The organism is Roseateles sp. DAIF2, from assembly GCF_015624425.1.
GTDB lineage: Bacteria > Pseudomonadota > Gammaproteobacteria > Burkholderiales > Burkholderiaceae_C > Kinneretia.
The window spans coordinates 1111900-1136905 of record NZ_CP049919.1 but is presented as its reverse complement, the minus strand read 5'-3'; the positions used below and the strand labels follow the sequence as shown (position 1 = coordinate 1136905).

The following is a 25006-nucleotide window of genomic DNA, read 5'->3' as shown; positions in this document are numbered from 1 at the left end:
GGCCCGGATTTTCGCCGATACCGGGCTTGCCCGCGCGAAGCAGTCACTAACGAGCAACGCCCCGGAACGCGCACAATGGCGCCTGGTTGCGAAAATCCGCACCGGAAGAATCCCCGCCTCCCCTCCCCAAGTCCATGAGCAGACACGAAGACATCAAGCTGTTGCGCATCAACTACCTGCGCGGCCCCAATATGTGGACCTACCGTCCCGTGCTGGAAACCTGGCTGGACCTGGGCCGCCTGGAGGACTTCCCCTCCAACCTGCTGCCGGGCTTCACCGAGCGCCTGACCGCGCGGCTGCCGGCGCTGATCGAGCACCATTGCGGCGTCGGCGAGCGCGGCGGCTTCCTGCAGCGCCTGACCGAGGGCACCTGGATGGGCCATGTGCTGGAGCACATCGTCATCGAGCTGCTGAACCTCTCGGGCATGCCCACCGGCTTCGGCCAGACCCGCTCGACCAGCCAGCATGGCGTCTACCGCATGGTGTTCCGCGCCCGCGACGAGCAGGTCGCCCGCGCCGCGCTGGCCGAGGGCCATGCCCTCCTGATGGCCACCATCAACGGCGACGAGTTCGACGTCCAGGCCGCGGTGACGCGCGTGCGCGACAAGCTGGACGACTGCTATCTCGGCCCCTCCACCGCGGCAATAGTGGCCGCCGCCACCGACCGCCGCATCCCGCATATCCGCCTGAACGACGGCAACCTGGTGCAGCTGGGCCATGGCGCGCGCCAGCGCCGCATCTGGACCGCCGAAACCGACATGACCAGCGCGATCGCCGAAAGCATCGCCGGCGACAAGGACCTGACCAAGACCCTGTTGAAGGCGGTCGGCGTGCCGGTGCCCGAGGGCCAGGCGGTCAAGACCGCCGAGGAGGCCTGGGAAGCGGCCCAGGACCTGGGCCTGCCGGTCGTGATCAAGCCCAGCGACGGCAATCATGGCCGCGGCGTCACCCTGGACCTGCGCGAGCGCGCCGATATCGAGGCCGCCTTCAAGCTGGCCGACGAGGAAGGCTCCGAGGTGCTGGTCGAGCGCTATATCCGCGGCAACGAGCACCGCGTGCTGGTGGTCGGCGGCCAGGTGGTCGCCGCCGCGCGCGGCGAGGCCGCCTGGATCACCGGCGACGGCGCCCAGACCGTGGCGCAGCTGGTCGACAGCCAGATCAACACCGACCCGCGCCGCGGCCTGACCGAGGAATTCCCGCTCAATCGCATCACGCTGGGCGAGGACCCGGTGGTGCTGCTGGACCTGCAGCGCCAGGGCCTGGGCCCCGACACCGTGCCGGCCGCCGGCCGCCAGGTGCTGATCCAGCGCAACGGCAATGTCGCGATCGACTGCACCGCCCAGATCCACCCCGAGGTGGCCCAGGCGGTCAGCCTGGCCGCCCGCACGATCGGCCTGGACATCGCCGGCGTCGACCTGGTCAGCGAGGACATCGGCAAGCCCCTGGCCGAAACCGGCGGCGCGATCGTCGAGGTCAATGCCGGCCCCGGCCTCTTGATGCACCTGAAGCCGGCCGAGGGCATGCCCCAGCCGGTCGGCCAGGCCATCATCGACCATCTGTTCGCCGAAGACGAGAACGGCCGCATCCCCATCGTCGGCATCGCCGGTTCGCAGGGCGGCGCCCAGGTGGCGCGCCTGGTGGCCTGGCTGCTGCACCTGAACGGCCGCTCGGTCGGCCTGGCCTGCGGCGAGGGCCTGTACCTGGGCAACCGCCAGGTCGAGAGCCGCCCCAGCGCGCGCTGGGATGCGGCGCACCGCCTGCTGATGAACCGCGGCGTCGACGCGGTGGTGACCGAGAACGGCGCCGCCTCGATCCTGAACGACGGCCTGGCCTATGACCGCTGCCTGGTCGGCGTGGTCACCGACATGGAAGGCCTGGGCGCGCTGGACGCGCACGACATCAAGACCCCGGAGCAGCTCTACAAGGTGCTGCGCACCCAGGTCGACGTGGTGCTGTCCGAGGGCGTCGCGGTGCTGAACGCGGCCGAGCCGCAGCTGGTCGAGATGGCCGAGCTGTCCGACGGCGAGGTGCTGTTCTATGCGCTGGATGCGGCCCTGCTGGCCGAGCACCGCGCCAAGGGCGGCCGCGCGGTGTTCCTGCAGAACGGCGTCGCGATGCTGGCCCAGGGCCAGTCCGAGACCCCCGGCGCCCATGTCGACCAGCTGCTGGCCCGCTATGCCGCCGCCGGCCGCGCCGCCACGCCCGCCACCGTGCTGGCCGCCGTCGCCACCGCCTGGGCCCTGAACATCCCGTCCGAACTGATCTCGGCCGGCCTGGATACCTTCCAGCCCGCCGCCGTCCAGGCCTGACCCGCGTAGATCACAAGAAGCACCGACAACATCATGGAAGTCTCCCGCATCCGAGCCCTGCGCGGCCCCAATATGTGGAGCCGTCACACGGCGATCGAGGCCGTCGTCGGCTGTGCCGACGCCGAACGCGACATCGCCGGCCTGCCCGGCTTCGAGGCCCGCCTGCGCGCCCTCTTCCCCAGCATCGGCCCGCTGCGCCCGGCCAGCAGCCAGAAGGCGCCGATCTCGCTGGCCCATGTGCTGGAGCAGGCGGCGCTGGCGCTGCAGGCCCAGGCCGGCTGCCCGGTCACCTTCAGCCACACCCATGTCACTGGCGAGGCGGGCATCTACCAGGTGATCGTCGAGTACAGCGAGGAAGATGTCGGCCGCCTGGCCTTCGACGCCGCGGTCGAGCTGCTGCAGGCGGCCGTCGCCGAGGGCGGCAGCTTCGCGCTGGACGCCACCCTGGCCAAGCTGCGCGAGACCGACGAGGACGTGCGCCTGGGCCCCTCGACCGGCTCCATCGTCGATGCCGCGGTCGCGCGCGGCGTGCCCTTTCGCCGCCTGACCCAGGGTAGCCTGGTGCAGTTCGGCTGGGGTGCCAAGCAGCGCCGCATCTGGGCCGCCGAGGTGGACAACACCAGCGCCGTCTCCGAATCGATCGCGCAGGACAAGGACCTGTCCAAGCGCCTCCTGCAGTCCGCCGGCGTGCCGGTGCCGATCGGCCGCCCGGCCGACAGCCTGGACGATGCCTGGGCCGCCGCGCTGGAGGTGGGCCTGCCGGTGGTGGTCAAGCCCCAGGACGGAAACCAGGGCAAGGGCGTCACGGTCAACGTGGCCTCGCGCGAGCATATGGAGATCGCCTACAAGGCCGCCGACGAGATCGGCCAGGTGATGGTCGAGAAGTTCCTGCCCGGCAGCGACTACCGCCTGCTGGTGGTTGGCGACAAGCTGGTCGCCGCCGCGCGCCGCGACCCGCCCAATGTGATTGGCGACGGTGTGCTGAACGTGCGCGAGCTGGTGGCCAAGGTCAACGAGGACCCGCGCCGCGGCGACGGCCATGCCACCTCGCTGACCAAGATCCGCCTCGACGAGATCGCGGTGGCGCGCCTGGACCTGCAAGGCCTGACCCCCGAGTCGGTGCCCGAGAAGGGCCGCCGCGTGATCCTGCGCAACAACGCCAACCTCTCCACCGGCGGCACCGCCACCGATGTGACCGACGACGTGCATCCCGACGTCGCGGCGCGCGCGATCGCCGCGGCCCAGGTCGTCGGCCTGCATGTCTGCGGCGTCGACGTTGTCGCCGAGAGCGTGATGCGCCCGCTGGAAGAGGTCAACGGCGGCATCGTCGAGGTCAACGCCGCGCCGGGCCTGCGCATGCATCTCTCGCCCAGCTACGGCAAGGGCCGCCATGTCGGCGAGGCCATCATCAGCCACCTCTACGGCGCCGGCCAGAAGAGCGAGGACGGCCGCATCCCGGTGGTCGCGGTCACTGGCACCAACGGCAAGACCACGACGACGCGCCTGATCGCGCATCTGTTCGCGACCTGCGGCCTGAAGGTCGGCATGACCAACACCGACGGCGTCTATGTCGACGGCCGCCAGACCGACAGCGGCGACTGCTCCGGCCCGAAGAGCGCGCGCAATGTGCTGATGCATCCCGACGTCGAGGCCGCGGTGTTCGAAACGGCGCGCGGCGGCGTGCTGCGCGAGGGCCTGGGCTTCGATCGCTGCCAGGTCGCGGTGGTCACCAACCTCGGCGAGGGCGACCACCTGGGCATGAACTTCCTCAACACCGTCGAGGAACTGGCCCTGGTCAAGCGCGTGATCGTGCAGAACGTCGCGCCCAGCGGCTACGCGGTGCTGAACGCCGCCGACCCGGTGGTGGCGAACATGGCCGCGGTCTGCCCCGGCCAGATCATCTTCTTCGCCGCCGACCGGCATCACCCGCTGATGGCCGCGCACCGCGCCCAGGGCAAGCGCTGCGTCTACATCGACGGCGACCAGTTGGTCGCGGCGCAGGGCAGCTGGCGCGAGACCATCCCGCTGCGCGACATCCCCTTCACCCGCGGCGGCACCATCCCCTTCCAGGTCGAGAACGCGATGGCCTCGGTCGCGGCCGGCTGGGGCGTCGGCCTGGACTGGGACACGATCCGGCGCGGCGTCGGCAGCTTCAGCAACGATGCCGACAATGTGCCGGGCCGCTTCAATGTGATGGACTACCGCGGCGCCACCGTGGTTGCCGACTACGGCCACAACGGCGATGCGATGCGCGCGCTGGTGCAGGCGGTCGAGGCCATGCCGGCCAAGCGCCGCTCGGTCGTGATCTCCGGCGCTGGCGACCGCCGCGACGAGGACATCCGGGTGCAGACCCAGATCCTCGGCCAGGCCTTCGACGAGGTGCTGCTGTTCCAGGACGCCTGCCAGCGCGGCCGCGAGGACGGCGAGGTGCTGGCCCTGCTGCGCCAGGGCCTGGTCGGTGCGACCCGCACCCAGCATGTCGAGGAGATCCGCGGCGAGTTCGTCGCGATCGACCGCGCGCTGGAGCGCCTGCAGCCGGGCGACCTGTGCCTCGTTCTCGTGGATCAGGTCGAGGAAGCCTTGGCCCACCTGTCCGCGCGCATCGCGCAGGGCTGAGATTGTCGGGCGGCCCCGCGCCGCCCGCACCTTCCACCGCCAACAGCCGCCAAAGCGGCAGTAATGCGCAATCGGGCGCCGCTGACGTTCTGTTACGCGCCCTAAGATCGCCGAGCCCGCGCGGCCGCCCTGGCCGTGCGACCACCTCATCACAAGCTCCGTGATCTACGCGCTCGCGTTCAACCTGCTGGTCAACCTGGTGCTCGGCCTGGCGCTGTGGCGGGTCTGGGTGCGCGACCGCGAGCAAGGCTTCACGCGCCTGCTGGGCGCCAGCTTCCTGGTCCATGTGCTGGCCACGCCGGCCTATCTGCTGTGGCTGCAGCCCGCGCCGCTGCCGCATGGGTTGGGCGGCGCCGGCATGGCCGCGGCCGGCGCGGCCGCGATGACCCTGCTGGTGCTGGGCCTGCGCGAGCTGACCGGCCGGCCGCTGGCGCGGCGCGAGGCCGCGCTGCTGGGCCTGGTGCTGCTGGGCCTGTTCGCGGCCCTGATCGCGCAGGGCATCGAGGTCGCCCAGGCCGCCGGCGCCGGGCTGCAGACCTGGCTGGGCCTGGTGGCGCTGCGCTGGCTCTGGGGCCTGGGCCGGGCCGAACGCTTCGCCGGCCTGCTGCTGCTGCTGCTGGGCCTGAGCCAGTTCCCCTATGCGCTGGGCGGCGCGGAGTGGCTGCCGCTGCAGACCAGCATCGGCGCCGGCCTGCGCCTGATGCTGGGCATCAGCCTGATGCTGGCGGCGCTGCGCCACGCCAATGTCGAATCGCACCGGCTGCGCGAGCAGCTGCATTTCCTGACCGAGAACTCGCACCAGGGCGTCGGCATCAAGCGCGGCCGCCACATCCTCTATGCCAACGCCGCGCTGCTGCGCCTGTACGGCGTGCCGGATCTGGCCGCCTTCGAGGCCCTGCAGCGCGAGCAGCCCGAGGCGCTGCGCCACAGCACCGCGCAGCGCCATCGCGCGGTGCTGACCGGCCGGCTGCCGCATGCGCAATGGGAGGGCGAACGCCGGCGCAGCGACGGTGGCACGATGCGCCTGGTGTTCTCGTCCTGGCGCGTCAGCTGGAACGGGCGCGCGGCAGAGCACATCGTCGTCAGCGACGACACCGACCGCTTCCTCGCGGCCCAGGCCCTCTTGCACCAGGCCACGCATGACCCGCTGTCGGGCCTGCCGAACCGCAGCGCGCTGCAGCGCCGCCTGCGCGAGCTGTGCGGCGCCGGCCGGGCCTTCGGCCTGGTCTGGCTGGACCTGGACCGCTTCACCCAGCTCAACGACGCCTATGGCCATGGCATCGGCGACGCGCTGCTGCGCCAGATGGCGCGGCTGCTGTGCACCGAGTTCCCGGCGCCGCGCGTCGAGGTGATGCACCTGGGCGAGGACGAGTTCGCGCTGCTGCTGCCCGGCGACGCGCGACCCGAGGCGCTGCGCGCGCTGACCCAGCGCCTGCGTCTGCGCCTGACGCGCCCGGTGCAGGCGGCCGGGCATGAGATCTATCTGGACGTGTCGATGGGCGTGGCCAGCTTCCCGGCCACCGCCGACGATGCCGACGGCCTGATGCGCGAGGCCAGCGCCGCGATGCACGAGGCCAAGCAGGACCCCGGCACCGCCGAGCGCTGGGCCCAGGCCAGCGCCCGGCGCAGCAGCGCGACCATGCTGGCCGAGCAGGCGATGCGCGCCGGGCTGAAGAACGCCGAGTTCCAGCTGCTCTACCAGCCCAAGGTGGCGGCCGAGGGCGGCGCGCTGCTGAGCTTCGAGGCCCTGGTGCGCTGGCATAGGCCCGGCCATGGCATCGTCAGCCCGGTCGAGTTCATCCCGGCGGCCGAGCGCACCGGCCTGATCCTGCCGCTGGGCGCGATGCTGCTGGAGCAGGCCTGCCGCCAGCAGGCGATCTGGCGCGCGCTGGGCGGCCCGCTGGTGCCGGTGGCGGTCAATGTCTCGCCGCTGCAGCTGCAGGACCCGGCCTTCCCCGATTTCGTGCTGAGCACCCTGCAGGCCTTCGAGCTGCCGCCGGCGCTGCTGAGCCTGGAGGTCACCGAGACCGCGGCGGTGCGCGACGCCGAGCAGGCGCAGGAACGCCTGGCGCGGCTGAAGGCGCTGGGCATCAAGGTCGCGCTGGACGACTTCGGCACCGGCTTCTCCTCGCTGAACCTGCTGCGCAATCTGCCGCTGGACGCGGTCAAGATCGACCGCAGCCTGATCGAGCCGATGCCGCAGCCGGCCGCCAGCGCGGTGGTGCGCTCGATCTGCCAGCTGGCCGCGGCGCTGCGCCTGCAGGTGGTGGCCGAGGGCATCGAGACCGAGGCCCAGGCCGCGGCCGCGCGCGCCGCCGGCTGCCAGGCGCTGCAGGGCTATCTGTTCGCCAAGCCGCTGCTGCCCGCCGAGGCCGGCAGTTGGCTACGCCGCATGGAAGAAGATGAGCAAGCCGGGGCAGAATTGAGCCCATCATGAAATCGCTGCTGCACCCGCTGCTGCTCTGCGCCTGGCTGCTCTGCATGGCCGGCACGGCGCGGGCGGCCGAGGTGCACATCGTGTTCGGCCAGTCGCTGGCCCCCTTCGCCGACGAGAAGACCGGGCGCGGCATCGAGATCGACATCATCCGCGCCGCGCTGCAGGCCGCCGGCCATGGGCTGCGCATCAGCTTCGTGCCGCAGGCGCGCGTGCCCGTCGCGCTGCAGAGCGGCCAATGCGACGGCGCCGCGACGATCACGCCGGACTCCGGCGTCGCGGCCGCCTACTCGGAGGTCTACATCCATTACCAGGACTACCTGATCGCGCCCAAGGGCCGCTTCGCCCAGGCACCCAGCATTGCCGAGCTGGGCCGGCTGCGCCTGGTGGCCTTCCAGAAGGCGGCCGAATACCTGGGCCCGGCCTTCGCGCAGATGGCGCGCGCCAACCCGCGCTACAAGGAGGAGGCCGACCAGCTCTCGCAGCTGCGCATGCTGTTCGCCGGCCAGGCCGAGGCCATCGTCGCCGAACGCCATATCTTCGAGCACCAGCTCGGCCAGCTGCGCAGCAGTAGCCGCTTCCGCGAGCAGCCCTTCGAGGTCGAGTTCTTCGCGCTGTTCGACAAGATCCCCTACCGCGTGGGCTTTCGCAACCCGGCGCTGCGCGACGACTTCAACAGCGGCCTGGCGCGCATCCGCGCCGAGGGCGTGCTGGCGCGCATCGAGGCGGCCTATGTCCCGCTGATCAAGCTGGCCGACTGAGCTCGCCGGTCTCGGTCCATTCGGCGAAGCGCCGCTCCAGCGTGCGCTTGGAGATGCCCAGCAGCTGGGCCGCCTGCTGCTTGTCGCCGCCGACCGATTCCAGCACCGCCAGGATGTGGCGTTTCTCCAGGCTCTGCAGATCCACCGGGCCGGACAGCTTCGCACGCGGTACCACCGGCTGGCCCTGGGTGCGCGCCAGGCTCTGGTAGAGCGCCGAGACGTTCAGCGCGCCAACGATCAGCGAGCGCTCGATCAGGTTGCGCAACTCGCGCACATTGCCGGGCCAGTCGTACTGCTGCAGATAGCGCATCTCGTCGGCGCTGATCTCGATCGGCGCCAGGTTCAGGCGCGGCGCCAGCATCTCGATGAAATGCGCGCTGAGCTGCGGGATGTCCTCCTTGTGCGCGCGCAGCGGCGGCAGGCCGATCTCGACCACCTGCAGCCGGTAGTACAAGTCCTTGCGGAAGCGCCCGGCCGCCACCTCGTCGGCCAGCGGCCGGTTGGTCGCGGCGACGATGCGCACATCGACCGGGATCTCGTGCTCGCTGCCAACCGGGCGGATATGCCGGTCCTCCAGCACGCGCAGCAGCGTCGCCTGCAGCGCCAGCGGCAGGTCGCCGACCTCGTCCAGGAACAGGGTGCCGCCCTGGGCATAGACGAACAGGCCGTCCCGGCTCTTGTGGCCGTCGGCGCCCCAGCCGGCCTGGCCGAACAGCTCGGTCTCGATCAGCGCCGGCGACATGGTGGCGCAGTTGACCGGCACGAAGGGCGCATTGGCGTTCGGCCCCAGCCGGTGCAGGGCCTGCGCGGCCAGCTCCTTGCCGGTGCCCGATTCGCCGGTCAGCAGCACCGTGCTGCCGACCCGCGCGACCCGCTCCAGCGCCGCGCGCAGGCCCTTGATCGCGATCGAGTCGCCGATCAGCGCCTCGTCGTGGCTGCGCCGCGAGAGGCTGCGCTTGAGCACCCAGTTCTCGCGCTTCAGGCGCGCGCGCTCCAGGCATTGCTCGACGATATTGAGGATCTGGGTGACGCGAAAGGGCTTCAGCAGGAAGTCGCTGGCGCCGGCGCGCACCGCCTCGATCGCGGTGTCCAGGTCGGCGAAGGCGGTGATCAGCACCACCTCGCTGGCATCCGCGCGCTCGCGCAGCTCCTTCAGCAGCGCAATGCCGCTCTTGCCCGGCAGGGTGATGTCCAGGATCACCAGGTCGAAGCGGTGCCGGCGCAGCAGCTCCTCCGCGGCCTCGGCCGAGCCGGCGGTCAGCACCGCTCCGGTGGTGCGCGGCGCCAGGGTCTTCTCGAGGAAGTTGAGCATGCCCGGCTCGTCGTCGACGACCAGGATGGCGGCGCGGGGCCAGGTTTTGCTGAGCTTGTTCAAGACGGGGCGGAGGGCGGGCTGCTGCGCATTCTAGGAAGGCGCGATGCGACAAATTGTCGCAAGCGTCAACTTGCCCGCGCCAGCCTGTCGCGTTTTGCCCGGGTGTCGCCGGATGGGCAAGCGGCGAGGCATGCAGTCTGATCGCTGCCGGCCCAGCCTTGCCGCCACGGCCGCCCTCACAGACCCTCAGGAGCACCACAGGAATGTCCTCAGTATTGACCGATACCACCCTCGGCGGCAATGCCGCGCCGGGCTGGCTGGACAAGGAGCGCACGATCGCCTCCCCCGGCTACAACCGCTGGCTGGTGCCGCCCTGCGCACTCGCCATCCATCTGTGCATCGGCATGGCCTACGGCTTCTCGGTGTTCTGGCTGCCGCTGTCCAAGGCCCTGGGCGTGGCCGGCACCGGCGCGCTGGCCTGCGGCAAGGACGTCGGCTTCTTCGCCCAGCTCTTCACCACCAGCTGCGACTGGAGCGTCGCGACCCTGGGCTGGATGTACACCCTGTTCTTCGTCTTCCTCGGCTGCTCGGCCGCGATCTGGGGCGGCTGGCTGGAACGCGCCGGCCCGCGCAAGGCCGGCCTGGTCAGCGCGGTGTGCTGGTGCGGCGGCATGCTGCTGTCGGCGCTGGGCATCTACACCCACCAGTTCTGGATGATGATCCTGGGCTCGGGCGTGATCGGCGGCATCGGCCTGGGGCTGGGCTACATCTCGCCGGTGTCGACCCTGATCAAGTGGTTCCCGGACCGCCGCGGCATGGCCACGGGCATGGCCATCATGGGCTTCGGCGGCGGCGCGATGATCGGCTCGCCGCTGGCGGTCGAGCTGATGAAGCATTTCGCGACGCCCACCGAGGTCGGCGTCTGGCAGACCTTCGTCGTGATGGCCCTGGTGTACTTCGTCTTCATGGTCGGCGGCGCGCTCGGCTACCGCGTGCCGCCCACCGGCTGGAAGCCCAAGGGCTGGACCCCGCCGGCCGCGCAGACCAGCAACGCGATGATCACGCAGCGCCATGTGCATGTGAAGAAGGTCTGGGGCATCCCGCAGTTCTGGCTGGTGTGGATCGTGCTGTGCATGAACGTCAGCGCCGGCATCGGCGTGATCGGCATGGCCAGCCCGATGCTGCAGGAGGTGTTCGGCGGCGCGCTGATCGACGTGCAGGGCAAGTTCACCGAGCTCGACAAGACCCAGCTCGCCGCGATCGCCGCGGTGGCCGGCGGCTTCACCGCGCTGCTGAGCCTGTTCAATATCGGCGGCCGCTTCTTCTGGGCCAGCCTGTCGGACAAGCTGGGCCGCAAGGCGACCTATGTCGTGTTCTTCGTGCTGGGCGGCCTGCTGTACTTCAGCATCCCCTCCTCGGCCGCGGCCGGTTCGGCCCTGCTCTTCGTCGGTGCCTTCTGCATCATCCTGTCGATGTACGGCGGCGGCTTCGCCACCGTGCCGGCCTACCTGGCCGACCTGTTCGGTACCCAGATGGTGGGCGCGATCCACGGCCGCCTGCTGACCGCCTGGGCCACCGCCGGCATCCTGGGCCCGGTGGTCGTCAACTACATGCGCGAGTACCAGCTGGGCCTGGGCCTGCCGCGCGAGCAGGTCTACAACCAGACCATGTACATCCTGGTCGGCATGCTGGTGATCGGCCTGATCGCCAACCTGCTGGTGCGCCCGGTGGCCGACAAGCATTTCATGAGCGACGCCGAGCTGGCGGTCGAGAAGAAGCTGGCCCATGAGCGCGCCGCCGCCGCCGAAGTGGGCAGCGGCCCGGGCGCCGGCGCCGCGACGCCGACCGCCCTGGTCCTGCTGGCCTGGGCCGCCGTCGGCATCCCGCTGGCCTGGGGCGTCTACAAGACCCTGCTGAGCGCAGCCAAGTTCTTCCACTGACTGCAGCGCCCGGCCCGCGGGCCGGTTAGCATCGCATGGCCTCGACCCGCATTTAGCCTGGGTCGAGGCCATGCCCCATTGGGGACATCTCCATGAGCGAACAGAAGATTCATTTCTACAAGGGCCCGGCCGGCGGCTGGGGCGCGCTGAAGAGCGTGGCCAAGCATCTGCAGGCGCAGGGCATCGCGGTCAAGGGTGCGAAGACCCTGCTGGCGGCGAACCAGCCCGAGGGCTTCGACTGCCCGGGCTGCGCCTGGCCGGACCGCGACCACCGCTCGACCTTCGAGTTCTGCGAGAACGGCGCCAAGGCCGTCGCCGCCGAGGCCACCGCGCATCGCGCCACGCCCGAGGTGCTGGGCGCGCACACCGTCTCCTGGCTGGCCGAGCAGAGCGACTTCTATCTGGAGAACCTGGGCCGCATCACCGAGCCGCTGGTCTACGACGCGGCCAGCGACCGCTATGTGCCGATCCAGTGGGATGACGCCTTCGAGCTGATCGCCGCGCAGCTGAACGCGCTGGCGACGCCGGACGAGGCGATCTTCTACACCTCGGGCCGCGCCAGCAACGAGGCCGCATTCCTGTATCAGCTGTTCGTGCGCGAGTTCGGCACCAACAACTTCCCCGACTGCTCGAACATGTGCCACGAGCCCAGCGGCCAGGGACTCAAGCCGACCATCGGCATCGGCAAGGGCACGGTGACCCTGGAGGACTTCGAGCTGGCCGACGCGATCTTCGTGTTCGGCCAGAACCCCGGCACCAATCACCCCCGCATGCTCGGCGAGCTGCGCGCGGCCTCCAAGCGCGGCGCGAAGATCGTCAGCTTCAACCCGCTGCGCGAGCGCGGGCTGGAGCGCTTCGCCGACCCGCAGGACAAGTTCGAGATGGCGACCCTGGGTTCGACGCCGATCTCGACCCATTATTTCCAGCTGCGCATCGGTGGCGATCTGGCCGCGATCAAGGGCCTGGCCAAACGCCTGTTCGAGCTCGACGACATGGCGCGCGCCGAGGGCCGCGAGCGCCTGCTGGACCTGGACTTCATCGCCCAGCACACCCATGGCTTCGCCGAGTTCGAGGCCGATGTGCGCGCCGAGGGCTGGGCCACCCTGGTCGAGGAATCGGGCCTGAGTCAGGAGCAGCTGTTCGCCGCCGCCGACATCTATGCCCAGGCCAAAAGCACCATCATCTGCTGGGGCATGGGCATCACCCAGCACCAGCATTCGGTCGCGACGATCCAGCAGATCGCGGCCCTCCTGATGCTGCGCGGCAACCTCGGCCGGCCCGGCGCCGGCGCCTGCCCGGTGCGCGGCCACAGCAATGTGCAGGGCGACCGCACGATGGGCATCTACGAGAAGCCGCCGGCCGCCTTCCTGGACAGCCTGGGCCGCGTGTTCGGCTTCGAGCCGCCGCGCAAGAACGGCTATGGCACGGTGGAAGCGATCCAGGCCATGCTGGACGGCGCGGGCAAGGTCTTCTTCGCGCTGGGCGGCAACTTCGCCTCGGCCACGCCGGACACCGTCGCCACCTGGAAGGCGCTGCGCAATTGCGAGCTGACCGTGCATGTGACGACCAAGTTCAACCGCAGCCACACCATCCACGGCAGGCAGGCGCTGGTGCTGCCCTGCCTCGGCCGCACCGAGATCGACATGCAGGCCGCGGGTCCGCAGGGCGTCACGGTGGAGGACTCGATGAGCATGGTGCATCTGTCCAGCGGCATGAACGCGCCGGCCTCCGAGCATCTGCTGTCCGAGCCGATGATCGTCGCGCGCCTGGCCGCCGCCACCCTGAAGGGCCGCAGCAAGACGCCCTGGCTGTGGCTGGTCGAGGACTATGCGCGCATCCGCGACAAGATCGAGGCCGTGCTGCCCGACTTCAAGGACTTCAACGAGAAGCTCAAGAAGCCCGGCGGCTTTCGCCTGCGCAACACGCCCTCGGAGCGGATCTGGACCACGCCGACCGCCAAGGCCAACTTCATCCCCTTCAAGGTGCCGACCGACACGCCGCTGCGCCAGGCGCGCCGCCAAGCCCGCGACGCGGTCGTGTTCACCCTGGCCACGGTGCGCTCGCACGACCAGTACAACACCACGATCTACGGCATGGACGACCGCTACCGCGGCGTCTGGGGCCATCGCCGCGTGGTCTTCATCAATGCCAAGGACCTGCAGGACATCGGCATGAAGGCCGGCGACTGGGTCGACATCACCAGCCTCTGGGCCGACGGCGAGCACCGCCGCGCCGAGAAGTTCGTGCTGATCGAATACGACATCCCGCGCGGCTGCCTGGCCAGCTATTTCCCCGAGACCAATGCGCTGGTGCCGCTGGCCAGCGTCGCGATCGGCGCCGGCACGCCGACCTCCAAGTCCATCCCGGTGGTGCTGACCTTGCGCCCGCAGGATGCGCCGCTGGCCGAGGCCCGCAGCGTCGCCACGGACGCGCCGCTGCATGCCTGAGACCGCGCCCGAAGCCCTGGCCGAGGCCGCGCTGCGCGCGCTGGCGGAGCTGGACCAGGGCCAGGGCGTGGCCCTGCCGCGGCTGGCCAAGAAGCTGGGCCTGCGGGTCAGCGTGCTGCTGCGCCTGTACACCTTGATGAGCGACGCCGCGCTGGGCGGCGTGGCCGGGCCCGGCTGGGTACGGCTGCAATGCGAGGACAACGGGCGCTGGCTGGCCCATCTGACCGAGGCGGGGCGCGGCGATGCGCAAGATTGACGACGGGGACGAAGAGCTCGCGCTGCCGGCCGCGCTGGCGCGGCTGGCCACGTGGCGCTGGCCCGGCGGCGAGACCGGCGCGGACTGGGTCGCCGAGGAGGTGCCGGTGGCGCTGGAGTACAACGGCATCTCCCATGTGGTGATGCTGGCCACGCCGCTGGACCTGGAGGATTTCGCGCTCGGTTTCTCGCTCAGCGAGGGCCTGATCGACACGCCCGCCGACCTGCTGGAGGTCGAGATCGCCGCCGGCTGCAACGGGGGCCTGGTCGCGCAGCTGCGCATCAGCGCGCGCTGCGAGATGCGGCTGAAGGAGCGCCGCCGCAACCTGGCCGGCCGCACCGGCTGCGGCCTGTGCGGCACCGACAGCCTGGACCAGGTGCTGCGCCCGCTGAAGCGGCCGGTGACCCCGCCGCGCCTGGCCGGCGATGCGCTGCAGCGCGCGATGCGCGAGCTGGCCGCGGCCCAGCCCCTGCAGCAGCGCGCCGGCGGCCTGCATGCCGCCGCCTGGTGCGACGCGGACGGCGCCCTGCTCCTGCTGCGCGAGGATGTCGGCCGCCACAACGCGCTGGACAAGCTGGTTGGCGCGCTGGCCCGCGCCGGCACCGATCCGGGCCGGGGCTTTGTCGCGGTCACCAGCCGCGCCAGCTTCGAGATGGTGCAGAAGACGGCCCAGGCCGGCATCGGCCTGTTGGCCGCGGTGTCAGCACCCACTCACCTGGCAATCCGCACCGCACATGACTGTGGCCTGGCGCTGGCAGGCTTCGTGCGCGAGCAGCGTGCCACTTTTTATAGCGGCTGGCCGGCCGGGAACGAGCCGCCGCCGGCCTGACCATCCCATGTTCGCAGTCCCCCGCCACCAGTCAGGGTCATATTTCCAGGGCCATACTGCAGTGCAGCAAAAGGAGGATTGCATGGAACTGGAGGCCCTGGCGGGCCGCTACGCCCGCTTGCGACGCGAGCTGGCGGCCGCCTATCAAGAACTGCCCTGGCAGAGCAGCCGGATTGACCGCATCGCCGACGATCTGGCCCAGGCCGAACGCGAACTGCTGGCCGCCGAGCGCGGCCAGGGATCCGCAGCCCTCAGCGGCCAACACTAGCCCGCTGCGCCGCGAGCTCGGACCGTTCCGTCCGCAGCGCCCGTGCCAGCGCGGCCTCGCCGCCGCGCTCGGCCGCGTCGATCAGGGTCTGATCCAGCAGGTCGCGTTGCGCATGGCTGCCGCCAAAGCGCTGGGCGCGGCCGAGCACCGGCCGCAGCAGCGCGCTGGCGCGCCGGTAGTCGCCCGCCGCATGGGCCAGCATCGCCTCGGTGGCGGGCCGGCCCACCTCGCGCAGGAAGGCCGCGTTGTCGCCGCCGGCGGCCTGGGCCCGGTCCTGCGCGGCGCGCAACTCGGCCAGCGCGTCCGTGCGGCCGGCCATCACCAGGGCCAGCGCGGCATGCACATCGTTGAAGGCGTAGTTGCCGCTGCCGGCAAAGGGCGTCCAGCGCTCCGCCAGCGCCGCCCAGCGGTCCCCAAGCTCGACGCCGCGCAGCCGCAGCCGCCACAGCAGCGCGCTGGCGTCGACCAGCTCCAGCACCAGGTCCGAGCGGCCGCCCTTCAGCGGCCCGTCGTAGAGCGCCAGCACCGCCTCGAACTCGCCCGCCTCCAGGTGGTAGAGCGCCAGATGCCACCAGTTGTGCACCGCCAGGAAGCTGTCCTGCTGCCAGCCGGGGTTGCCGCGCATCCAGGCGATGCCCTCGGCGCGCCGGCCCTGCATCTCCAGCACATGGGCCACCGCATGCTGGGCCCAGGCGTCGCGCGGCTCCAGCTCGACCGCCTCGCGGCCCAGGCGTTCGGCGCGCGCATAGTCGCCGTTCTCCTCCAGCCCGAAGGCATACATGCCCAGCAGCGCATGGCGCCCGGGCCGGCCCGGCGCCCAGGCCGGCAGCGCGCGGGCGATGCGGTCGCGCAGCAGGCGCGCGTCGCCGGTGAAGAAATCGATCTGCTGGCCGGCCTGCAGCGCCAGCAGGTCCAGCGGCCATTCGATGCTGAGGTCCTGCAGGCGCAGGCCGGCCTCATGCCAGCGCCCCTCGGCCAGCGCGGTCAGCGCGCCCAGATGGGCGGCCTCGCGCGCATCGTGCGGCAGCGCGCGCGCCGTGGCCAGGGCTTCGCGCGCCGGCGCCAGGGCCGGCGCCTCGGTGCTGAGCAGCAGCAGCCAGGCCTTCAGCAGATGCGCCATCACCAGGGCCGGCGCGGCGGCCAGCGCGGCCTCGGCGCTGGCCAGCGGGTCGCCGCTGAAGCAGCGGAACTGGCCCAGGCCACGCAGCAGCGCGTCGAGCCCGGGATCGGTGGCGCCCGACAGCGGCAGGCCTTGTTCATCTCGATGGGACATCGTCGCGGCCTCCTGGCTGATCGCAGGCCGCGAGCTTAAACCTCAACGGCGCCAGGCGTTGTGGTCGTGCCGGTCGTAGCGATTCGGCACGCCGTCGCCATCGCGATCCCAGGCCGGGTTGTAGCGGCGGTCGTAGCGGTTCGGGATGCCATCGCCGTCGCGATCCCAGCGGGTGGGCTGCTGGTAATGGGCGCGCGGCGCTCCATGGCGCGGGTAGGCCTGCGGATAGAGCTGCGGGTAGACGGCGACGGGCGGCGGCGCATAGACCCGCGCGGGGCTGCCGATGGTGACGGACCAGCGGACATCGGCGCCGTCGCGCGCGCTCGCCGCGCCGGCGCACAGCAGACCGGCAAGGCCGAGGCCGGCGAGCAGCAGCAGGCGACGCGCGCCTTGTCTTTGGGCAGTGGATTTCATGGCGGTGACACTCCTGTCTGAAGAGGCGATGGATACGGACCGGGCCGGCCGCCCTTCCTCAACGGCGCGCCCGGGTCCGGCAGCGACCGCCGGCCGGTGAAGTCCGGCAAAGCCGCGTGAAGCAGCGGTATCGCGATGGCACGGCGGTGAGCAGATGCAAACGGGATGGCCTTCTTTTATTGAGAATGGTTCGCATTACAATAAAAATCCGATCCAGCCCGAGTCCTTCCGCCGATGAAGCCCGCCGATCCGCTACACCAACGCTGGCTACGCCTGGAAGTCCATGTGCGCTGCGCCCTCTACCCGGACCAGGTGGGCCGGCTGCGCGCCTATCTGGGCACCGGCGAGCTGCTGGTGCGGCGTGGCCTGCGCCCGGCCGCGGCGACCCAGGCGCGCATGCTGCACACCCTGCTGCGCTGCGCGCGCGACGAGGGCCTGCCCTGGTTCTGGCGCAGCCTCTGCCTGGAGCATGCCGACCTGCCGCTCGCGCGGCTGCGCTCGCAGCTGGCCCTGCACGACCCGCTCAGCGTCGCCGCGCTGGAGGACGAGCTGGAGCGCGCCCGCGCGGCCCTGCCGCTGGGCCCCGGCCCGGCCGATCCCGGCCCGATCCGGCGCCCCGATCTCAAGGCCAGGGCAGCAGATGCGGGCGCAGCACCTCGGTCAGCCAGTTCATGAAGACCTGAACCCGCTGCGGCAGCTGGCGCCGGTGCGCATAGACCAGGGAGACCGGCATCGGCGGTGCCTGGTATTGCGGCAGCACCTCGACCAGCAGGCCCTGCTCGACCAGGGGTGACAGGCCCGGCACCGGCACCTGGGCCAGGCCCGCGCCGGCCAGGCAGGCGGCCTCGTAGGCCTCGGAGTTGTTGACCGTCAGGCTGCCCGCCATCGGCAGGCTCTGCGGCCGGCCCGCCTCGTCCAGGTATTCGAAGCCCGGCGAGCGCGCGCCCAGCACCGCGGCGTAATGGATCAGCCGGTGGCCGGCCAGGTCCTCCAGGCTGCGCGGCACGCCATGGGCGCGCAGATAGGCGGCGCTGGCCAGGTTGAGCTGGCGCAGCCGGCCCAGCGGCCGCGCCACCAGGCTGGAATCGCCCAGCTGGCCAACCCGCAGCACGCAGTCGAAGCCCTCGCGCACCAGGTCCACCCGCCGGTCGGTGCAGCTCAGCTCGATCTCCAGCTTCGGATGCGCGGCCATGAACTCCGGCAGCCGCGGCAGCACCAGCAGGCGCGCCGCACCGACCGGCAGGTCCACCCGCAACCGCCCGGTCAGTGCCGCCGGCGTCGGCAGGAAGAGCTGCTGCAGCTCCTCCAGATCGGCCAGCAGGTCCTTGCAGCGCTCATAGAAGGCCTGGCCGTCCTGGGTCAGCTGCACACGCCGGGTGGTGCGGTGCAGCAGCCGTGTGCCCAACTGCGCCTCCAGGCGCTGCACCGCGCCGGACACGCTAGCCTTCGGCAGGCCCAGGCCCTCGGCCGCCTGGGTGAAGCTGGCCAGCTCGGCCACGCGCACGAAGACGCGCATCGCGTCGGGCTGGATCATCGCTTGCCTCGGCTTTTTGTTCGTTTCATGCGAACAGTTTTATCAGATCAAGCCAATTTATCCAGATCAAGCCGATTAATAGACTGCCTTCCATGTTTTTCCTCAACCCCAAACCCTCTCAGGAGCAAGACATGAGCATGAGCAGCAGCAGCAACACCTCCCCCAAGATCGCCCTGGTCACCGGCGGCAGCCGCGGCCTGGGCCGCAACACCGCGCTGGCCCTGGCCCGGCGCGGCGTCGATGTGATCCTGACCTACCGCAGCCAGCGCGCCGAGGCCGAGCAGGTCGTCGCCGAGATCCGGACCCTGGGCCGCCGCGCCAAGGCACTGCCACTGGATGTCGGCCACAGCAGCGGGTTCCCGGCCTTCGCCGCGGCCCTGCGGGCGCAGCTGGCCGAGACCTGGCAGCGCGAGCGCTTCGATTTCCTGATCAACAACGCCGGCATCGGCGCTCATGCCCTGCTCGCCGAAACCAGCGAGGCCCAGTTCGACGAGCTGATGCGCATCCACCTGAAGGGCCCCTTCTTCCTGACCCAGGCCCTGTTGCCGCTGCTGGCCGACGGCGGCCGCATCGTCAACCTCTCCAGCGGCCTGACCCGCTTCGCCCTGCCCGGCTACGGCGCCTATGCGGCGATGAAGGGCGGCGTCGAAGTGCTGACCCGCTACCTGGCCAAGGAGCTGGGCGGTCGCGGCATCGCGGTCAACACGGTGGCGCCCGGCGCGATCGAGACCGACTTTGGCGGCGGCACGGTTCGCGACAACGCCCAGGTCAATGCCTTCATCGCCGGCCAGACCGCACTGGGCCGGGTCGGCCTGCCCGACGACATCGGCCCGGTGATCGCCGCGCTGCTGGCCGAGGACAACCGCTGGATCAACGCCCAGCGCATCGAGGCCTCGGGCGGCATGTTCCTGTAAACGCGCCTGCGAAGCCCCGGCTCGGCGCGGAAACCACAAAAAACCCCGCGCCGCGCCGGGCATCGCCGATTCGTCACGAAGGCATTGAGAGAATAAGAATTATTCCTATCCACACCCTGAAGGCATCTGGACGGGAGATCCGACATCTTGCGGAGCCGTCCACGCCGTGTTCGAGCGCTATTACAAGGAATTGCTGAACTTCTGCTCGCGCTCGCTGCGCGACCGCGAGGCCGCCGCCGACCTGGTGCAGGAGAGCTATGCCCGCGTGCTGGCCCTGCAGCAGTCCGGCCGCACCGTCGAGGAGCCGCGCGCCCTGCTCTACCGCACCGCGCGCAATCTGCAGATCGACCAGTACCGCCGCCGCGGCAGCGAGCCGGAGACGGCCGACGCCGAGCTGCTGCAGACCGAGCTGGAGCGCCTGATGGCCCCGCTCGCCGACGAACCCCAGGCCGCGCTGGCCTCCAGCCAGGCGGTGCGGCAGCTGCTGGCCACGATCGACGCACTGCCGCTGCGCTGCCGCGAGGCCTTCGTGCTGCACAAGTTCGACGGCCTGCCCCATGCCGAGGTGGCCGAGCGCATGGGCATCTCACGCAAGATGGTCGAGCAGCATATCCAGCTGGCGCTGCAGGCCTGCCGGCGCTGCCGGCAGCGGCTGGACGGCGAGACCACCCCATGAGCCCGCCCCGCCCGCCAGCCCTTGTCACCCCGCCCCGTTCACCGTTCCCCGCACGCCCATGATCCCGCCCTCGCCAGCCCCGTCGCCAGCCCCCTCCGCCCCCGACGCGGCGCCGCTCGAGAAGGTGGCACTCGACTGGCTGGTGCGCAGCCGCTCGGGCGACTTCGGCCCGGCCGAGCGGCAGGCCCTGCAGGCCTGGCGCGCCGCCGACCCGGCCCATGAAGAGGCGCTGCAGCGCTGGCAGCGGGAGTGGAGCGCGCTGGACGCGCTGCCGCCGGCCGGCGTCGCCTGGCTGAAGCAGCGCATGGCGCTCGACAAGGCGCGCGCGGCGCTGCCGGCGCGGCGCCCGGCCGCCCGGCGGCCGCGCCTGGCGCTGGCCGCCAGCCTGCTGAGCCTGGGGCTGGGGGGCTATCTGGGCTGGGACCTCTGGGCCCGCCAGCCGCAGTATGAGCACAGCTTCGCCAGCGCCCGCGGCCAGCAGCTGGAGGTCCGGCTGCCGGACGGCAGCCTGCTGCGCCTGGACAGCGCGACCCGCGCCGAGGTGGCGCTGTACCGCCAGCGCCGCGAGGTGCGGCTGCTGGAGGGTCAGGTCTTGTTCCAGGTCAGCGCTGATCCGCAGCGGCCCTTCGATGTGCTGGCCGGCGCGCAGCGGGTGACCGTGCTGGGCACCCGCTTCGCGGTGCGCCACACGCCGGGCGTACCGGGCCGCGATGGCGTCGCCGTCGCGGTGGAGGAAGGCCGGGTGCAGGTCGCCGGCCTGGCCGAAGGCGCGCCGCGGCTCCGGCTGGGCGCCGGCCAGCAGGTGCTGGCGGATGCACAGGGGCGCCTCGGCCCGATCGCGGCGGTGCCGCAGGCCGGCATCGCGCCCTGGCTGGAGCGGCGTCTGAGCTTCGACAACGCGACCCTGGCCGAGGCCCTGGCCGAGTTCGAACGCCATGGCCCGACCGGCCTGCGCCTGCGCGACCCGGCGGTGGCCCGGCTGCGCATCACCGGCAGCTTCGACGCGCGCCGCCCGGACCGCTTCGCGCGCGCGCTGCCGGAGGCGCTGCCGCTGCGGCTGGCACCGATCGGCGATTCGCTGCAGGAAATCCGCGCCCTGTCCGCGGCGCGCTGAGGGCGGCGCCGGTCGGCGCGAAGAAAAATATTTCGCGCCGGACCTAGGGGGCCGCGTGGCTCGCCCGTCTACATGAGAAGAGTTCTTATTTCACTTTTCATGGAGACCTTGTCGCATGTCGCATTCCTTCAGCCGCTCCGCCACCCTGGTGATGGCCCTGTCCATCGCCTTCGGTAGCCAGGCGGTGGCCCAGGCCGAGACGCCCACTTCGATCCATATCGCCGCCCAGCCGCTCGGCCAGGCGCTGAACGAGCTGGCGCGCCAGACCGGCCTGGAGCTGATCGTCGATCCGACCCTGGTGGCCGGTCGCGAGGCGCCCGCGCTGTCGGCGCGGCTGACGCCGCAGCAGGCGCTGGAGCGGCTGCTCAGCGGCAGCGGCCTGACGGCCAGCCGCAATGCCGGCGGCGCCCTGGTGATCCGTCGCGCGCCGCCCCCGGGCGGCGAGGCGCAGCACCAGCTGCCGCTGCTGACCGCCCGCGCCGGCTCCGCCGCGGCCGACCCGGACGCCCGCGCCGCACGCCGCAGCAGCTCCGGCACCAAGACCGACACGCCGCTGCTGGAGACACCGCAGGCGATCTCGGTGCTGACCCGCCAGCAGCTGGAGGACCAGAAGCCGCGCAGCATTCCCGAGGCGCTGAACTACAGCCCCGGCACCTTCACCGGCCTGGTCGGCTCCTCCAACCGCTATGACTATGTCGCGCTGCGCGGCTTCAAGGACAGCAGCGTCGACAGCGTGCTGCTGGACGGCATGCGCATGCTCAGTGACCAGGGCAGCTACACCTCGATGCAGGTCGACCCCTATGTGCTGGAGCGCATCGACGTCGTGCGCGGCCCAGCCTCGGTGCTGTATGGCCGCGCCTCGCCGGGCGGCCTGGTGGTGCTGAGCAGCCAGCGCCCGCAGTTCCAGCCGGAGCGCGAGCTGCAGCTGACCCTGGGCAACCGCCAGCGCGTCGAGGGCGCGCTCAACCTCGCCGGCCCGATCGACGGCCAGGGCGTCGCCGCCTACCGCCTGGTGGCGATGGCGCGCAAGCTGGACTCGCAGTTCCAGGGCGTGCGCGAGGAGCGCGTCGCGTTGGCCCCCTCGGTCGGCCTGAACCTGTCCAGCAACACCTACCTGCTGCTGCAGGCCTATCTGCAGCGCGACCCGCAGGGCAGCTATCACAGCGGCGTGCCGGCCGATGCCAGCCTGACCAGCACGCGCAACGGCGCCACCATCTCGCGCCATTTCTTCGACGGCGACCCGAGCGTTGAGCAGTACCGCCGCACGCAGCGCTTCGTCGGCTACCAGCTGGAGCACAGTTTCAACAACCAGTGGAGCTTTCGCCAGCATCTGCGCGTGGTCGCCGCCGACGCCAGGCTGCGCCAGGTCTATGGCTATGGCTGGGCCAGTCCCACCACCCTGACCCGCTACTTCTCCGGCGCCAACGAATCGACCCGCGGCCACGCGCTGGACAACCAGCTGGAAGGCCGCTTCGCCAGCGGTGCGCTGCAGCACCATCTGCTGATCGGGCTGGACTACCAGAAGCGCAAGGTCGACGGCGACTGGTCCTGGGGCGGCGCCAAGCCGATCGACGTCTACCAGCCTGTCTACGGCGATGCCGGCCTGAACAACCTGGGCGGCGCGCCGATCGACCGGCGCTTCGAGCAGACCGGCCTCTACCTCCAGGACCAGCTGGCCTGGGAGCGCTGGCGCCTGACCCTGGGCGGCCGCCAGGACTGGGCCCGCGCCGCCAACCGCATGGGCGACGCCGGCACCGCAGCCGCCACCTGGAGCGGCTCGCGCTTCACCAAGCGCCTGGGTCTGGTGCATCTGTTCGACAACGGTTTCGCGCCCTATGTCGGCTATGCGGACGGTTTCAACCCCAGCCTGCGCAACGACAAGGAAGGCCGCAACCTGCAGCCGGCCGAGACGCGCCAGACCGAGCTGGGCCTGCGCTACCAGCCCAAGGGCTCGCAGACCCTGCTGAGCGCCGCGCTGTACGAGCTGACCCAGGACCAGGTGGCCTCGCGCCCGGTCGGCGCGGCCTACCACGTGGCGGCCGGCAAGGTGCGCTCGCGCGGGCTGGAGCTGGAGGCGCGCGGCGAACTGAGCCGCGGCCTGAACGTGCTGGCCAGCTACACCTTCAACGACATGAAGTACCTCGAGTCGCCCGAGGGCTTCGTCGGCAAGACGCCCTACCAGGCGCCGCGCCAGCAGGCCTCGGCCTGGCTGGACTGGAGCGTCGCGCCGGGCTACACGCTGGGCGCCGGCCTGCGCCACATCGGCAGCAGCTGGGTCGACAACACGAATCAGCTGAAGGTGCCGGCCTACACCCTGGCCGACCTGATGCTGCGCATCGAGCTGGACCGGATCAGCCCGGCGCTGAAGGGCGCCCAGCTGCGCCTAAGCGCCACCAATGTGGCCGACAAGACCTACATCGCCTCCTGCATGAGCATGGAGTACTGCTACTGGGGCGACGCGCGCAACCTCAGCGCGACGCTGAGCTATCGCTGGTAGCGCGCAGGCGCGGTCGGCCGGCCCGTTTCAAGCACATCAAGGGAGTGTCATGAGCCAAGCGATTCACGATTTCATCGCCATCGGCCTGGGCCCGTTCAACCTCAGCCTGGCCTGCCTGGTCGAGCCGATCGAGGATCTGGACGGGCTGTTCCTGGAGCGCAATGCCGAGTTCAGCTGGCACCCGGGCATGCTGATCGACAACACCACGCTGCAGAACCCCTTCCTGGCGGATCTGGTCAGCCTGGCGGATCCGAAAAGCCCGTACAGCTTCCTGAACTACTGCAAGGAAGAGGGCAAGATCTACTCGTACTACTTCCGCGAGAGCTTCTACCTGACGCGCCAGGAGTACAACGCCTATTGCCGCTGGGCCGCCGGCCGGCTCAGCCGGCTGCGCTTCCAGCATGAGGTGCAGGCGCTGGACTACGACCTGCAGGCCGGCTGCTACGTCATCACCGGCGTGCGCGGCCCGGGGCGCCAGCCCTTTGCGCTGCGGGCCCGCAAGCTGGTGCTGGGGGTCGGCTCCAAGCCGCATTTCCCGCGCTGCTGCGCCGGCGACGGCCACCGCTACCTGCACAGCGCCGACTATGTGGCGCACAAGGCGCAGCTGCAGGAGCGGCGCTCGATCACCATCGTCGGCAGCGGCCAGAGCGCCGCCGAGGTCTACCACGACCTGCTCGAGGGGGCCGAGCGCCATGGCTACCGGCTCTCCTGGATCACACGCTCGCCGCGCTTCTTCCAGATGGAGACCACCAAGCTGACCCTGGAGATGTTCTCGCCCGACTACATCGACTACTTCTACCACCTCGACGAGGCGCGCAAGGAGCACATCGTGCGCCAGCAGGACAGCCTCTACAAGGGCGTCAACGCCGGTCTGATCAACCGCATCTACGACCTGCTGGACGAGCGTCGCAAGCGCGGCCCGCTGAACACCCACCTGATCACCAACTGCGAGATCGAGGCCTGCCGCCACGACCCGCGCGCCGACCGCTACGAGATCGAGTTCCGCCAGCTCGACAGCGGCAGCCGCTACGCCCACCAGACCGAGGCGCTGGTGTTCGCCACCGGCTACCGAGAGAACATCCCGGCCTTCCTGGACGGCATCCGCGCGCGCCTGCGCTGGGACGAGCAGGGCCGCTACCGGCTGGCGCGCAACTACGCGGCCGACCTGAACGGCAACGAGGTCTTCATCCAGAACGCCGGCCAGCACACCCATGGCATGACCAACCAGGACCTCGGCATGAGCTGCTACCGCAACTCCTACATCCTGCGCGAGCTGTCCGGCGTCGAGCATTACAAGATCGAGCACCGCATCGCGATCCAGGATTTCGCGATCCCCAGCAGCGCCGACTTCGTCCGCATCGGCGACGGCGCGCCCGCCTGAACCGGCGTCCCCGCCCCGCCACCCCTGC

At 71.0% G+C, this 25006-nt stretch carries 19 protein-coding genes; 15 read left to right on the top strand and 4 right to left on the bottom strand.

Annotated features, from left to right (window positions below):
- Positions 1 to 134 precede the first annotated feature (134 nt).
- The 4 genes from cphA (G8A07_RS05320) to G8A07_RS05305 all read left to right on the top strand — a co-directional run bounded on the left by cphA (G8A07_RS05320) (position 135) and on the right by G8A07_RS05305 (position 8120).
- Positions 135 to 2309, top strand: a complete 2175-nt coding sequence (gene cphA, locus G8A07_RS05320) for a cyanophycin synthetase (protein WP_195796049.1) — start codon at positions 135 to 137, stop codon at positions 2307 to 2309.
- Positions 2310 to 2342: 33 nt separating this feature from the next.
- Complete coding sequence (gene cphA / locus G8A07_RS05315; protein WP_195796048.1) at positions 2343 to 4925, top strand: cyanophycin synthetase; 2583 nt, start codon at positions 2343 to 2345, stop codon at positions 4923 to 4925.
- 160 nt (positions 4926 to 5085) lie between these two features.
- A complete protein-coding gene (locus G8A07_RS05310; RefSeq protein WP_195796047.1) occupies positions 5086 to 7362 on the top strand; it encodes a bifunctional diguanylate cyclase/phosphodiesterase in 2277 nt (758 codons plus the stop codon).
- Positions 7359 to 8120: an ABC transporter substrate-binding protein gene (locus G8A07_RS05305; RefSeq protein WP_195796046.1), complete on the top strand. Its 762-nt coding sequence runs from the start codon at positions 7359 to 7361 to the stop codon at positions 8118 to 8120. Before G8A07_RS05310 ends, G8A07_RS05305 begins: the two co-directional genes overlap by 4 nt.
- Here G8A07_RS05305 and G8A07_RS05300 read toward each other — a convergent pair.
- Positions 8104 to 9495 carry a sigma-54 dependent transcriptional regulator gene (locus G8A07_RS05300; protein WP_249937229.1) on the bottom strand — a complete coding sequence of 464 codons (1392 nt, stop codon included), beginning with the start codon at positions 9493 to 9495 and terminating at the stop codon, positions 8104 to 8106. The genes G8A07_RS05305 and G8A07_RS05300 overlap by 17 nt on opposite strands.
- Positions 9496 to 9698: 203 nt before the next feature.
- Here G8A07_RS05300 and G8A07_RS05295 point away from each other — a divergent pair, with 203 nt between their 5' ends.
- The 5 genes from G8A07_RS05295 to G8A07_RS05275 all read left to right on the top strand — a co-directional run bounded on the left by G8A07_RS05295 (position 9699) and on the right by G8A07_RS05275 (position 15175).
- Positions 9699 to 11375 carry an OFA family MFS transporter gene (locus G8A07_RS05295; protein ID WP_195796045.1) on the top strand — a complete coding sequence of 559 codons (1677 nt, stop codon included), beginning with the start codon at positions 9699 to 9701 and terminating at the stop codon, positions 11373 to 11375.
- Positions 11376 to 11467: 92 nt separating this feature from the next.
- Complete coding sequence (locus G8A07_RS05290; protein ID WP_195796044.1) at positions 11468 to 13822, top strand: FdhF/YdeP family oxidoreductase; 2355 nt, start codon at positions 11468 to 11470, stop codon at positions 13820 to 13822.
- Positions 13815 to 14078, top strand: a complete 264-nt coding sequence (locus G8A07_RS05285; RefSeq protein WP_249937228.1) for a hypothetical protein — start codon at positions 13815 to 13817, stop codon at positions 14076 to 14078. Before G8A07_RS05290 ends, G8A07_RS05285 begins: the two co-directional genes overlap by 8 nt.
- Complete coding sequence (fdhD, locus tag G8A07_RS05280; RefSeq protein WP_195796043.1) at positions 14065 to 14907, top strand: formate dehydrogenase accessory sulfurtransferase FdhD; 843 nt, start codon at positions 14065 to 14067, stop codon at positions 14905 to 14907. Before G8A07_RS05285 ends, fdhD begins: the two co-directional genes overlap by 14 nt.
- Before the next feature lie 82 nt (positions 14908 to 14989).
- Positions 14990 to 15175 (top strand): hypothetical protein, encoded by a 186-nt coding sequence (locus G8A07_RS05275; protein ID WP_195796042.1) that lies wholly within the window; start codon positions 14990 to 14992, stop codon positions 15173 to 15175.
- Here G8A07_RS05275 and G8A07_RS05270 read toward each other — a convergent pair.
- Together G8A07_RS05270 and G8A07_RS05265 are read right to left on the bottom strand one after the other, a co-directional pair.
- On the bottom strand, positions 15159 to 16448 hold the full coding sequence (locus tag G8A07_RS05270; protein WP_195796041.1) for a tetratricopeptide repeat protein: 1290 nt from the start codon (positions 16446 to 16448) through the stop codon (positions 15159 to 15161). The genes G8A07_RS05275 and G8A07_RS05270 overlap by 17 nt on opposite strands.
- A 42-nt stretch (positions 16449 to 16490) precedes the next feature.
- The gene (locus tag G8A07_RS05265) at positions 16491 to 16862 is read right to left on the bottom strand and encodes a hypothetical protein (RefSeq protein ID WP_195797998.1); all 372 of its coding nucleotides are present in this window, start codon (positions 16860 to 16862) and stop codon (positions 16491 to 16493) included.
- A gap of 234 nt (positions 16863 to 17096) precedes the next feature.
- Here G8A07_RS05265 and G8A07_RS05260 point away from each other — a divergent pair, with 234 nt between their 5' ends.
- Positions 17097 to 17537 (top strand): hypothetical protein, encoded by a 441-nt coding sequence (locus G8A07_RS05260; protein ID WP_195796040.1) that lies wholly within the window; start codon positions 17097 to 17099, stop codon positions 17535 to 17537.
- Here G8A07_RS05260 and G8A07_RS05255 read toward each other — a convergent pair.
- A complete protein-coding gene (locus tag G8A07_RS05255) occupies positions 17485 to 18396 on the bottom strand; it encodes a LysR family transcriptional regulator (protein WP_195796039.1) in 912 nt (303 codons plus the stop codon). The two genes, G8A07_RS05260 and G8A07_RS05255, sit on opposite strands and share 53 nt — an antisense overlap.
- Positions 18397 to 18527: 131 nt before the next feature.
- Between G8A07_RS05255 and G8A07_RS05250 the strand changes: the two genes are divergently transcribed.
- The 5 genes from G8A07_RS05250 (at position 18528) to G8A07_RS05230 (ending at position 24978) form a co-directional block, all read left to right on the top strand.
- Entirely contained in the window at positions 18528 to 19310 is a 783-nt protein-coding gene (locus G8A07_RS05250; RefSeq protein ID WP_249937227.1) for an SDR family NAD(P)-dependent oxidoreductase, read from the top strand.
- Between the two features lie 166 nt (positions 19311 to 19476).
- Positions 19477 to 19986 (top strand): RNA polymerase sigma factor, encoded by a 510-nt coding sequence (locus G8A07_RS05245; RefSeq protein ID WP_195796038.1) that lies wholly within the window; start codon positions 19477 to 19479, stop codon positions 19984 to 19986.
- 58 nt (positions 19987 to 20044) lie between these two features.
- On the top strand, positions 20045 to 21100 hold the full coding sequence (locus G8A07_RS05240; RefSeq protein ID WP_195796037.1) for a FecR domain-containing protein: 1056 nt from the start codon (positions 20045 to 20047) through the stop codon (positions 21098 to 21100).
- 115 nt (positions 21101 to 21215) lie between these two features.
- Positions 21216 to 23597: a TonB-dependent siderophore receptor gene (locus tag G8A07_RS05235; protein WP_195796036.1), complete on the top strand. Its 2382-nt coding sequence runs from the start codon at positions 21216 to 21218 to the stop codon at positions 23595 to 23597.
- A 49-nt stretch (positions 23598 to 23646) separates the two neighbouring features.
- On the top strand, positions 23647 to 24978 hold the full coding sequence (locus G8A07_RS05230) for a lysine N(6)-hydroxylase/L-ornithine N(5)-oxygenase family protein (RefSeq protein ID WP_195796035.1): 1332 nt from the start codon (positions 23647 to 23649) through the stop codon (positions 24976 to 24978).
- The last annotated feature ends 28 nt before the right edge of the window (positions 24979 to 25006 follow it).

Bases quoted from the DNA above. Each gene is read 5' to 3' on its own strand.
- G8A07_RS05290 (WP_195796044.1), top strand. From the start codon at position 11,468: ATGAGCGAACAGAAGATTCATTTCTACAAGGGCCCGGCCGGCGGCTGG.
- G8A07_RS05235 (WP_195796036.1), top strand. From the start codon at position 21,216: ATGTCGCATTCCTTCAGCCGCTCCGCCACCCTGGTGATGGCCCTGTCC.
- G8A07_RS05265 (WP_195797998.1), bottom strand. From the start codon at position 16,862: ATGAAATCCACTGCCCAAAGACAAGGCGCGCGTCGCCTGCTGCTGCTC.
- G8A07_RS05230 (WP_195796035.1), top strand. From the start codon at position 23,647: ATGAGCCAAGCGATTCACGATTTCATCGCCATCGGCCTGGGCCCGTTC.
- G8A07_RS05275 (WP_195796042.1), top strand. From the start codon at position 14,990: ATGGAACTGGAGGCCCTGGCGGGCCGCTACGCCCGCTTGCGACGCGAG.
- G8A07_RS05270 (WP_195796041.1), bottom strand. From the start codon at position 16,448: ATGTCCCATCGAGATGAACAAGGCCTGCCGCTGTCGGGCGCCACCGAT.
- cphA (WP_195796049.1), top strand. From the start codon at position 135: ATGAGCAGACACGAAGACATCAAGCTGTTGCGCATCAACTACCTGCGC.
- G8A07_RS05240 (WP_195796037.1), top strand. From the start codon at position 20,045: ATGATCCCGCCCTCGCCAGCCCCGTCGCCAGCCCCCTCCGCCCCCGAC.
- fdhD (WP_195796043.1), top strand. From the start codon at position 14,065: ATGCGCAAGATTGACGACGGGGACGAAGAGCTCGCGCTGCCGGCCGCG.
- G8A07_RS05250 (WP_249937227.1), top strand. From the start codon at position 18,528: ATGAGCATGAGCAGCAGCAGCAACACCTCCCCCAAGATCGCCCTGGTC.
- G8A07_RS05295 (WP_195796045.1), top strand. From the start codon at position 9,699: ATGTCCTCAGTATTGACCGATACCACCCTCGGCGGCAATGCCGCGCCG.
- G8A07_RS05260 (WP_195796040.1), top strand. From the start codon at position 17,097: ATGAAGCCCGCCGATCCGCTACACCAACGCTGGCTACGCCTGGAAGTC.
- G8A07_RS05255 (WP_195796039.1), bottom strand. From the start codon at position 18,396: ATGATCCAGCCCGACGCGATGCGCGTCTTCGTGCGCGTGGCCGAGCTG.
- cphA (WP_195796048.1), top strand. From the start codon at position 2,343: ATGGAAGTCTCCCGCATCCGAGCCCTGCGCGGCCCCAATATGTGGAGC.
- G8A07_RS05305 (WP_195796046.1), top strand. From the start codon at position 7,359: ATGAAATCGCTGCTGCACCCGCTGCTGCTCTGCGCCTGGCTGCTCTGC.
- G8A07_RS05285 (WP_249937228.1), top strand. From the start codon at position 13,815: ATGCCTGAGACCGCGCCCGAAGCCCTGGCCGAGGCCGCGCTGCGCGCG.